Origin of the sequence: Ruminococcus turbiniformis (genome assembly GCF_020687545.1) — a bacterium.
Lineage (GTDB): Bacteria > Bacillota > Clostridia > Lachnospirales > Lachnospiraceae > Mediterraneibacter > Mediterraneibacter turbiniformis.
The window spans coordinates 1-1,173 of record NZ_JAJEQX010000093.1 but is presented as its reverse complement, the minus strand read 5'-3'; the positions used below and the strand labels follow the sequence as shown (position 1 = coordinate 1,173).

Sequence of the window (1,173 nt, the reverse complement as noted above, 5' to 3'; positions counted from 1 at the left end):
ATCGGCTCTTAGTGCCAAGGCATCCACCATACGCTCTTATCAGCATAACCAAACGACTCGCTCTCACGGGAATGAGAACTCGTCTACACATATATAGCGTTATATGTGTTGGCAATAGGCCAATTTTATTTGAGTCTGTTTTCTTCAGACTGTATTGCTAATGTTGTTAATAACATTACCTCGGATGTCTTGATTAGATATTTAATATCTTCTCATTGATTTTCTCTGTATGCAGTTTTCAAGGTACACTAGAATGCGAGCGCAGCAAAAATGATGCTGTGTGGAAAGCTTGCTTTCCTAAACAGTATTTATTTTTGATGCATTGGCACGCAGTGCCATGAGCGATAAAGCCAGAGGCTTTAGAGCTTCGCATTCGTAACTCTGACTGATTGTTTATCAGTCATTACATACACAAAATTTTTTGTGTATCTAATCACTGGTAAACCCAGCTATCAGAACAGCACTGCCCTGCTGATTGGGTTGGCGTTGAGGGATTGTTGTCCCTCCCTGCCTGTATTTATTTTTAACTCCGGCAGCGGATCTGCCTTTGCTCTTTTCTTTTAAATTTGGCGGCCACCTACTCTCCCACACCGTCTCCAGTGCAGTACCATCGGCCGTCCGGGTCTTAACCATCGTGTTCGGGATGGGAACGGGTGTTACCCCCGGACGCATCGCCACCAAAACGCTTGAGTTCTTGGCGAGGTCTTTCCGAGCTTTAGAACGAAGCGTTGTTCTTCGGTCTCGGCGAGGTCCTTTCGAGCCGTTAGCCCGAAGAACTTCCTCTTTTTTGACTCTCCCTGACAACTCAACAATAGACAACAGCTCTTTACTTCTCTCTTCCCTAGAAAGGAGGTGATCCAGCCGCACCTTCCGATACGGCTACCTTGTTACGACTTCACCCCAGTTATCGGTCCCGCCTTCGGCAGCTCCCTCCCACATCACTAAGCACGACTCGAGTCTTTCTTTCGACTCGTGACATATTTCTTCATCGGATCTTGCAGGCTCATTTCATTCCCCTGCAAGCTCTCGTCATGCTCACTGATGTGGGTTGGGTCACTGACTTCGGGCGTTACTGACTCCCATGGTGTGACGGGCGGTGTGTACAAGACCCGGGAACGTATTCACCGCGACATTCTGATTCGCGATTACTAGCGATTCCAGCTTCATGTAGTC

The 1,173-nt window shown here is 47.5% G+C and carries 2 rRNA genes; both read right to left on the bottom strand.

Features of this window, described 5'->3' with window-relative positions:
- Positions 1-564: 564 nt before the first annotated feature.
- Positions 565-682, bottom strand: a 5S ribosomal RNA gene (gene rrf / locus LKD70_RS18470).
- 163 nt (positions 683-845) lie between these two features.
- Positions 846-1,173: ribosomal RNA gene (locus tag LKD70_RS18465) — 16S ribosomal RNA — on the bottom strand; the annotation flags it as partial.